Here is an 8,164-nt window from a genome sequence, read left to right as displayed (position 1 = left end):
AAATCTAGGGGTGTAGCTCCAATTGGCAGAGCAGCGGATTCCAAATCCGCGTGTTGGGAGTTCGAATCTCTCCACCCCTGCCATATAAATAAGCCTCAGCAGAAACGCTGAGGCTTTTTTTGTATGTAGTAATGAATCAAAGCAGCGTATTCCTCTAATACCACAACACGCGCCTGTTGGGAGTTCGAATCTCTTGAGCGCCAGCCCGGTCCACCCCTGCTATATTAATAAGCCTCAGCAGAAATGCTGAGGCTTTTTTATGTTAGCGCCAAAAAAAGCAGTGGATTTCACTAATACTAAAACATGCGCGTTTTGGGAGTTTGAGCCTGTCCACCCTGCTGTATTTTTGGAGCCCTAGTTGGAAGACCTAGGCCTTTTTGTTTTTGGGTGTTGAAGTAAATTAATTAGCAGTAAAAGAGATTTCCGATTTGCCAGATACAGTACGTGTCGAGAGTTTGAATATCACCCGATTCGAATCTCCGGTATTCCGTTCCAATCTCCCGCTATCTCTAAAACCTCAACAGAAATACTGGGACTGATTCTCTTGTAAAACAATGGTGATGTTTGGAGTGCTAGCATAGTCGATTCCATTCAATTTTACATATCCACGATCTCTCACAAAAATCTCGCACCTCTTTCTGTTTTTAGTTTCTAAAAGTGACAGCTGTAACGTTTAAAAACTGACTGATTTTCAAACCCTTTTACTTCATAATGAAGTCACTATTATTTGGGTGGTCAGCTCATGAGTCAGCTATATATTTTACTTTCCGTGGCATTGGGTGGTGCATTTGGTGCTACGAGTCGTTATTTAATTTCTGAGTGGTCTACGCTCATGTGGGGAAGAGGGTTTCCTTACGGTACTCTGATTGTGAATGTTATAGGCTCATTGATAATGGGATTCTTGTTAGCGGCCATTGCCAAGGGGTGGGTTTCAACTGAACCTTGGCGCTACATTTTGGGTGTTGGGTTTCTTGGTGCGCTAACCACGTTTTCAACCTTTTCAATGGATACGGTTACGTTGCTTCATCAAGGAGAAGTGGCAAAGGCTATTACGTCCACCTGTCTTAACGTGCTACTAAGTATAATGGCAGCCTATTTTGGGTATGTCTTAATATCCAAGGTTTAAGTTATTGGTTTCATCAACTGGCTTGGTTATACTCGACAAACTTGTCGGAGTGCCAAATGGCTGAGACCGTTAATTCGGGATCCGTTGAACCTGATCGGGTTAATACCCGCGAAGGGAACAGGAGAAAACATCGCGTTTTACTGTAGCCAGTAGGGATACTGGTGACTCTTGTACTCACATCCGATAAGCATTTAATCCATAATCTCTTAGGAAAATGCTATGTCGACTCGTAAACAAGCTAGGCAAGAAGCCAAGCAATTTATTGATAACCTTTCTACTCAAGCGTACCCCAACTCCCAAAAAATCTATGTAATAGGTTCTCGGGAAGATGTTTGTGTGCCAATGCGTCAAATATCTCTTTCTGATTCCCTGATAGGCGGAACAAAAGAGAACCCTCAGTTCGAACCTAATGAGCCTATAAACGTCTATGACACGTCAGGTGTTTATACCGACCCAGATTACTCTATAGACCTACATGAGGGCCTACCTAAGCTCAGAGAGGCTTGGATAGAAGAGCGAGGCGATACAATTGTCTTAGATGGAGTTAGCTCTGTCTACGCTAAGCAACGCTTGGATGACGATACTTTGGATGACCTACGTTATCAAAACCTTCCTCGTATTCGCCAAGCTAGTGCAAATAAATGTGTGACCCAGATGCATTATGCCCGCCAAGGTATTATTACGCCTGAAATGGAGTTCATTGCCATTCGAGAAAACATGGGTCGTGAAAAATTTCGTAACGAGTTACTTAATCAGCAACATCCAGGGCAAAACTTTGGCGCTAATCTTCCAAAAGACATTACGGCTGAGTTCGTAAGAAAAGAAGTGGCGGAAGGTAGAGCTATCATCCCCAACAATATTAATCACCCAGAATCAGAACCAATGATCATCGGCCGCAACTTTCTAGTAAAAGTAAACGCCAATATTGGTAACTCTTCAGTTACGTCTTCTATTGAGGAAGAAGTGGAAAAGTTGGTTTGGGGGACCAAGTGGGGCGCTGATACTGTCATGGATCTTTCCACGGGAAGGAACATACACGAGACACGTGAGTGGATACTTCGCAATAGCCCGGTTCCGATTGGTACTGTGCCTATGTATCAAGCACTCGAAAAAGTGAACGGAATTGCCGAAGACCTGACTTGGGAGGTAATGCGTGACACCCTTATTGAACAGGCAGAACAAGGCGTCGATTATTTTACGATTCATGCAGGTTTGCTTCTGCGCTATGTGCCGATGACTGCCAAGCGAGTTACGGGCATTGTATCCCGTGGTGGCTCTATCATCGCTAAGTGGTGTTTAGCGCACCACAAAGAGAGTTTTCTTTATACGCACTTTAGAGAAATCTGTGAAATATGCGCACGATATGATGTTGCACTTTCATTGGGTGATGGCTTACGTCCGGGTTCTATTGCAGATGCAAACGATGAAGCACAATTCGCAGAGCTAAGGACTCTAGGAGAGCTAACAAAGGTTGCTTGGGAGTACGATGTACAAGTAATTATCGAAGGTCCGGGTCATGTTCCTATGCACATGATAAAAGAAAACATGGACGAGCAGCTTCACCATTGTCATGAAGCGCCTTTTTATACGTTAGGTCCATTGACTACAGACGTGGCTCCGGGTTATGACCACATCACTTCAGGCATTGGGGCAGCGATGATTGGTTGGTATGGATGTGCGATGTTGTGTTATGTCACTCCTAAAGAGCACCTTGGTTTGCCAAACAAGGATGACGTAAAAATAGGTTTGATCACATACAAACTCGCAGCGCATGCGGCAGACTTAGCAAAGGGACACCCTGGTGCGCAGGTGAGAGATAACGCTTTGTCTAAGGCGCGCTTTGAGTTTAGATGGGAAGACCAGTTTAATCTCGCATTGGACCCGGATACTGCGCGCGCGTTCCACGATGAAACTCTGCCTCAAGAGTCCGGAAAGGTGGCACACTTCTGCTCCATGTGCGGCCCTAAGTTCTGTTCGATGAAAATTTCTCAGGAAGTGCGCGAGTACGCTAAGGACAAAGAACAAGTGGCAGCTGACCAATCTATACAGGTCAAAATGTTAGACGATCCACTTGAAGGCATGCGTCAAAAATCAAAAGAATTTAAAGAAACAGGTTCTCAGCTTTATCATTCAGCAGTTTAATTAGGCAGTAGTATGAACACCCCTAGAACACTAGATCGAATTGATTCCCACATCCAAGATGTTTTGAAGCTTGCCGCACGAGTAGGTCTTGAAAATCAAGGGTACCAACTGAGTACAGTATCCGAAAATGAGTTTGCTTTATCGGTTCAAGATAAATCTTGGCGTATTTGTTTAGTGGATGAAGTATCGTGCCATCACGTCGACGAAAGTGTTCTGGGGGAATCGTCCAATACAATCCTAGTAAGCTTTGAATTTAAATCTGATTGGTTTAATTCGTTTGTTGGAACAGAATTGTTAGGTAGCTCCGCCGTGATCAATTTCGGCAGGGGGAATGAAGGTGATTTGGATCGTTGGTTTGAATCCCCAGGCTATCGAGAAGCAAGTCTCGACAATTGTAATCCAGGTGAAAGTCTTAGTTTGTTAGCGAACTTAATGGCTTGTTTGTGTCTCGACTTTCCGATAGAAGATTGTGTCGTACTTTCTAGGGCTCTTGAAAATGTTTCACGTGAAACATGGCCCCTAGATTGTGAGTCTTTTCCACTTCCTAAACTTGATTTGGGCAAAAATATGACTCTACCCGAAGTCGCATTCCCACGACACAACCTAAAGTGTGAAGGCCTGTATCCTGTTGTTGATAATGTCGATCTTATAGAAGAGCTCCTAGAAAATGATTTATCTGTTGTACAGTTGCGTATAAAAACGCCAGAACTACCCGACCTAGAAACTCAAATCAAAAGGGCTATCGAATTGGGTGAAACAGCTAATGCTCAGGTGTATATCAATGACCATTGGCAACTAGCGTTAAAGCATGGTGCTTACGGTGTCCATCTAGGACAAGAAGATATTGATGAAACAGATCTTAATTTGCTTGCCAAGAGTGGTATACGACTTGGCTTGTCGACCCATGGTTATTATGAATTACTAAGGATCACTCAACTTGACCCAAGCTACATCGCCTTGGGTCATATATTTCCAACGACCACCAAAGTCATGCCATCAAAACCACAAGGTTTAATCAGATTGGGTTTATACGATAGGTTAGTAAAATCAGTGGCGAACGCCCGAGGTAAATCAATACCTACAGTCGCTATTGGTGGAATTGACCTGGATAGGGTCCCTAAAGTAGTTTCACAAGGTGTCGATTACGTGGCTGTTGTTCGAGCGGTAACTTTAGCTGAAGATAAAAGCTTAGCAGTCGAAGAATTGAATAATGCAATTTCAGAATCAAAACAGAAGGTTCATTAAGTCATGATTAATGACGATGACTTCAACCGCTACATACGTCAGATACAAGTTGAGGGTATTGGCGAAGGCGGGCAAGCCAAGTTGTCCAATGCCTCCGTGCTCATTATTGGTTGTGGGGGGCTGGGTGTTCCTGCAGCAACCTATCTAGCGGCGGCTGGCGTAAACAAGATGGTACTGGTTGATGATGACTCGATTGAAGTGTCCAACCTACACCGACAAGTCGCATTTCGTAATGAAGATGTTGGTGCTGCCAAAGTTGAGTCATTGAAGCGTTCATTGCTAGGTAACAACCCTGGCTGTAGGGTGAGAACGGTTGGAAAGCGTATTGAAGGGGCGCAATTAGCGATTGAGATCTCTATGGCTGACATTGTCTTAGACTGCACAGACAATATTAAAAGCCGGCAACAGATTAATAAAGCTTGCTTTGAACACAAAAAACCGCTCGTTTTTGCTTCAGCAATCGGTTGGCAAGGACAATTTGCCATTTTTGATTATTCTGATGACTCTGCCTGCTACCGATGCATCTTTCCTTTTGATTCGTTACCCGATGGGAATCGATGTGTCGACAGCGGTATTGTAGGGCCGGTAGTTGGGATTATGGGTACTCAACAGGCGTTAGCAGCATTGCGGATACTCACTCAACAACTAGTTAGTAGTGAGATAGGCTGCTTAAAGTTATTCGATGGTACAACGATGAATTGGCGCACGTTAAAAGCCAAACGAAACATTAACTGCACGACTTGCGGTGAGGAACAATGAAATTAGAAGTAAATGGCGAGCAAATAGACCTTGAAGCGCCTGTAAATGTAGAGGAGCTCCTTAGCAGCTTAAGTATTAAAACTGATGGATGTGTAGTAGCGATCAACAACGATATTATTGCTCAAGACACTTGGCAAGAAGTCCAACCAAGCGATGGAGATTCCATTTCTGTCTTTCAAGCAATAGCGGGAGGTTAAGATGTTAGAGATTGCAGGAAAAACCTTTGAGTCACGTCTACTTACTGGAACCGGCAAATTTTCAAATAACGTTGCTATGATTGATTCGATTAAAGCGAGCGGCTCCAACATGGCTACAATGGCGTTAAAACGGGTTGAAGTAGGTAGCCAGCAAGACGATATTCTCTCTCCATTGATTGCTAATCAGATCGCTCTACTACCTAACACCTCTGGCGCCAAAAATGCGAAAGACGCGGTTTTCGCGGCGAAGCTCGCAAGGGAAGCGTTGCAAACAAATTGGGTTAAGTTGGAAATACACCCAGACCCTAAATACCTTATGCCAGATCCTGTTGAAACATTAGAGGCGGCCAAGCAATTGGTCGAAGAAGGATTTATCGTTTTGCCATACTGCCATGCTGACCCAGTATTGTGTAAACGACTTGAAGAGGTAGGGTGCCAAGCAGTAATGCCGCTTGGCGCTCCAATCGGTTCAAACAAAGGATTGGCCAGTCGTGACTTTTTGAACATCATCATCGATCAGGCAACTGTGCCGGTTATCGTAGATGCTGGAATTGGCGCACCTTCACACGCAGCCGAAGCCATGGAATTAGGTGCAGATGCCGTGCTTGTAAATACAGCCATTGCGGCTTCTGCAAACCCAGTTCAGATGGCTAAAGCTTTTAAGCTTGCTGTTGAGTCAGGACGAATGGCTTATGAATCTGGCTTAGCGGGTCAAGTGAACCATGCTGTTGCTTCTTCACCACTAACTAGCTTCTTGGACGATTTGTAATGAGTTTTGTTGATGTTTTTCGTTCGCTCGACTGGGATGATATACGCATGTCTATCTATTCGAAAATGGACCAAGACGTTAAAAGAGCACTATCCAAACCAAAGCGAGATTTAGAGGACTTTAAAGCACTCATCTCGCCGGCTGCGGAACCTTATCTTGAGCTTATGGCTCAACAAAGTTTCTCGCTTACCCGAAAGCGTTTTGGTAACACCATTAGCTTGTATATCCCTTTGTACCTTTCAAATTTGTGCGCGAATTCTTGCACTTATTGCGGATTTTCAATGGATAACCGAATAAAGCGCAAAACGCTTAACGGGGAAGAAATTCAGCAGGAAATTGACGCAATTAAGACAATGAAGTTCGACAGTGTTTTGCTCGTGACAGGTGAGCATGAAACCAAAGTCGGGATGCGTTATTTCAGAGAGCAGTTACCCGCAATTAAAAAGCGTTTCAATTACCTTGCGATGGAAGTTCAGCCGCTAGATCAAGATGAGTATGCTGAGCTAAAGACCTTAGGTCTCGATGCGGTTATGGTTTATCAAGAAACCTACCATCCTTCCACTTATGCTGAACATCACTTGCGTGGCAACAAGACTGATTTTTACTACAGACTTGATACGCCGGATAGACTAGCAAAAGCGGGCATAGACAAAATTGGTATTGGCGCCTTGATTGGTTTAGAAGAGTGGCGCACCGATTGTTTTTATGTTGCAGCTCATCTCGACTATTTAGAGAAAAACTATTGGAAGACGCGCTATTCGATTTCGTTTCCAAGAATTCGCCCTTGTGAAGGCTCATTACAACCTAAGTCTGTTATGAGTGACAAACAATTGGTTCAACTAATATGTGCCTACCGTTTACTCAATCCGGAAGTAGAGTTGTCCTTATCTACTCGAGAAAGTGAAAAGTTCAGAGACAATGTCCTACCTCTGGGCGTTACCAGTATGTCTGCAGCCTCTAAAACACAGCCTGGTGGTTATGCCAATGACGATGCCGAATTGGAACAATTTGCTATTAGTGACGAACGCTCGTCAACAGATATTGAAGATATGATTCGACAACGAGGCTTTGATCCGGTTTGGAAAGATTGGCATTCAGCCTATTCAGGTGTAATCAATTAGTGTTTCACGTGAAACAAAAAGGGCGCTATTCAGCGCCTTTTCTATTTATAGTGTACCGTCCTAAATAAGGTTGACACATTCCCAACATGAAATTGGAGAGTGTCATGAAATCAACAAGTAAACGAACCCAGCGAGATTATTCTCTTGCCTTTAAATTGGCGGTTGTTGACCAAGTAGAAAAAGGAGAAATGACCTATATACAAGCCCAAGAGCGATATGGAATCCAAGGTCGGTCCACGGTCTTGGTTTGGCTTCGTAAGCACGGTCGTCTAAATTGGTCTAAAGGAATAGAGAAACCAAACACAGTAGGTAATGATATGTCTGATTCTCCTTCTGCTCATACTCCTGAACAACGAATAAAAGAACTCGAACAACAACTTGAGGAAACTCAACTGAAAGCGGACTTCTTTGAAGCGGTCGTAAAAGTCATGGATAGAGATTTTGGAGTTCGAATCTCAAAGAAGCGCAAAGCCGAGTTATTAAGGAAAAAACGCTCAAAAGACTCACAGTGACGAAAGCTTGTCAGTTTATTGGCATTACTCGGCAGGCATTTTATAAACGTTGTACGTCAGAGCGTCAGCGAATTCGGAAAGAGCAGTCTGTCATTGGGTTCGTCAAAGAGCAACGGATTCAACATCCTCGCTTGGGAACTCGCAAGCTCAAACACTTACTCAGTCAACATAACATTGATGTAGGACGGGACCATTTGTTCTGTTTGCTAAAACAACACCGTCTATTGGTCCCCAATCGTAGGGCTTATCATCGAACAACCAACAGCCATCATCGGTTTCACTGCCATCCAAAC

At 43.8% G+C, this 8,164-nt stretch carries 7 protein-coding genes, 1 tRNA gene, 1 pseudogene and 1 riboswitch; all 9 genes and pseudogenes read left to right on the top strand.

Features of this window, described 5'->3' with window-relative positions; all coding sequences use genetic code 11:
- Positions 1-6 precede the first annotated feature (6 nt).
- Positions 7-83: transfer RNA gene (locus ACXAFJ_RS20320), tRNA-Trp, on the top strand.
- A 659-nt stretch (positions 84-742) separates the two neighbouring features.
- Positions 743-1,126 (top strand): fluoride efflux transporter CrcB, encoded by a 384-nt coding sequence (gene crcB, locus ACXAFJ_RS20315; RefSeq protein ID WP_475326013.1) that lies wholly within the window; start codon positions 743-745, stop codon positions 1,124-1,126.
- Between the two features lie 35 nt (positions 1,127-1,161).
- A riboswitch (TPP riboswitch) is annotated at positions 1,162-1,260 on the top strand.
- An 85-nt stretch (positions 1,261-1,345) separates the two neighbouring features.
- Positions 1,346-3,268, top strand: coding sequence for a phosphomethylpyrimidine synthase ThiC (gene thiC, locus ACXAFJ_RS20310; RefSeq protein WP_475326012.1), 1,923 nt, complete (start codon positions 1,346-1,348; stop codon positions 3,266-3,268).
- A 12-nt stretch (positions 3,269-3,280) separates the two neighbouring features.
- Positions 3,281-4,513, top strand: a complete 1,233-nt coding sequence (thiE, locus tag ACXAFJ_RS20305) for a thiamine phosphate synthase (RefSeq protein WP_475326011.1) — start codon at positions 3,281-3,283, stop codon at positions 4,511-4,513.
- Positions 4,514-4,516: 3 nt separating this feature from the next.
- A complete protein-coding gene (locus ACXAFJ_RS20300; protein ID WP_475326009.1) occupies positions 4,517-5,272 on the top strand; it encodes a HesA/MoeB/ThiF family protein in 756 nt (251 codons plus the stop codon).
- Positions 5,269-5,469, top strand: coding sequence for a sulfur carrier protein ThiS (gene thiS / locus ACXAFJ_RS20295; RefSeq protein ID WP_475326008.1), 201 nt, complete (start codon positions 5,269-5,271; stop codon positions 5,467-5,469). The genes ACXAFJ_RS20300 and thiS overlap by 4 nt, the downstream gene beginning before the upstream one ends.
- Before the next feature lies 1 nt (position 5,470).
- Positions 5,471-6,238: a thiazole synthase gene (locus ACXAFJ_RS20290; protein WP_475326006.1), complete on the top strand. Its 768-nt coding sequence runs from the start codon at positions 5,471-5,473 to the stop codon at positions 6,236-6,238.
- Positions 6,238-7,359 (top strand): 2-iminoacetate synthase ThiH, encoded by a 1,122-nt coding sequence (gene thiH, locus ACXAFJ_RS20285; RefSeq protein ID WP_475326004.1) that lies wholly within the window; start codon positions 6,238-6,240, stop codon positions 7,357-7,359. The genes ACXAFJ_RS20290 and thiH overlap by 1 nt, the downstream gene beginning before the upstream one ends.
- 104 nt (positions 7,360-7,463) lie before the next feature.
- Positions 7,464-8,164: pseudogene (locus tag ACXAFJ_RS20280) on the top strand (transposase family protein); the annotation flags it as partial.

This window comes from Vibrio sp. ABH4_348 (genome assembly GCF_056159765.1).
Note: the sequence above shows the minus strand (reverse complement) of the source record. Positions and strands in the feature narration are given on the sequence as shown.